We start from the raw sequence: 1,216 nt of genomic DNA, 5'->3' as shown, positions 1-1,216 counted from the left end.
TATAAGAGTTTGTGCTGCCTATTTTTTCGGAAAAATAGGTTGTAATGGGAGACTCTTTGTTTTCCTAGACAAAAATAATTACTTTTTCAAAAAAACACTTTTCTATTTTTTTGTTGGGTATTTTATTCTCTGGAAGTCCCTTATAACTGCGGTGGTTGGGCCGCGGCCGGAGCGGCGGCCACCACGGGAGTCGCCCTCGGCGCAACGGCTGCCACTGCCAATCAAGCGGAATCCTACAATGCGGGCTTTGCGGCGGGCAGTGCCTACGCCCTCGGAGCGATCTATACTAACCTCCCAGGGGGATGCGTTTATAACCCAGTTGGTACAAGCACTTATTACCGCTGCGGTACGGCTTGGTTAAGTCCCGCCTACGGTGCTAACGGGGTTTACTATCGGGTCGTGACCGCACCTTTTTAAAGATTTATTAGCCTTGAATATCCCATGAGAAAACCTAACCGACATTTTTCCCTCGCTTTCCTTGTTAGTTCTCTCGCTCTCCTCGCTACAGGGAATCTGACTCTAAGTCAAACAGGTAATTCGATCGCTCAAGACCAAAACGCCGCTTTGCAAGCCGTCGCCAAGATGACCGAGGGACAGCGCACCTATTATCAGAATAACGGTAATTTTCGAGCGAAAGTTGACAATGTTCAAGATGATTTCGGGGTTACTTTGCCGAAAACCTTTGATTATGCCATTCGCACCACTTCCGAGGCCGCCTATAGCTACGTTATCCCCGCTCGCTCAACCGTCAGCAATCAGCTAAAAGCTTATGTGGGTGCGGCTTTTATCACTCCTAACCAAGACCCAAAAATCACGACGATTATCTGTCAGAATACCAATCCCGGTCAGACGCGTCCGGCGGATCCGCAATTGGTGCGCGGCAATCAGTTTAATAACCCCGGAAAACTGACCCTCCAGTGCGGCGACTTCTCCGTACAGGTTCCCGCTTCCGAGGTGAACGAGTAGTGTTGAGGTTGGGAGAACAGTTAATTGTCTTGCTGGTAGCGGGCCCGGGACAGTTGATCACTTGACTTTTCGGGAACGATTTAATCCTCTCGGTAATCTGTCTAAATTTATCGAGTTTTTCTCTCGTTTTTAACGATTAATTATCGATTCAGTTGATCGGAGTATCTCATGAAAAGATCGCTCGAAACCCTGAGCGTGATGGTATTAGGAAGTATTCTTTTCTATACCGATGTCAGTTTGGCTCAAGTGG

The 1,216-nt window shown here is 47.9% G+C and carries 1 protein-coding gene; it reads left to right on the top strand.

From position 1 onward, the window contains the following. The first annotated feature begins 441 nt into the window (after positions 1-441). A complete protein-coding gene (locus tag PX482_RS17220; protein WP_288122744.1) occupies positions 442-966 on the top strand; it encodes a type IV pilin-like G/H family protein in 525 nt (174 codons plus the stop codon). Positions 967-1,216 lie beyond the last annotated feature (250 nt).

It is taken from the genome of Microcystis sp. M53602_WE12 (assembly GCF_030065455.1).
GTDB lineage: Bacteria > Cyanobacteriota > Cyanobacteriia > Cyanobacteriales > Microcystaceae > Microcystis > Microcystis aeruginosa.
Note: the sequence above shows the minus strand (reverse complement) of the source record. Positions and strands in the feature narration are given on the sequence as shown.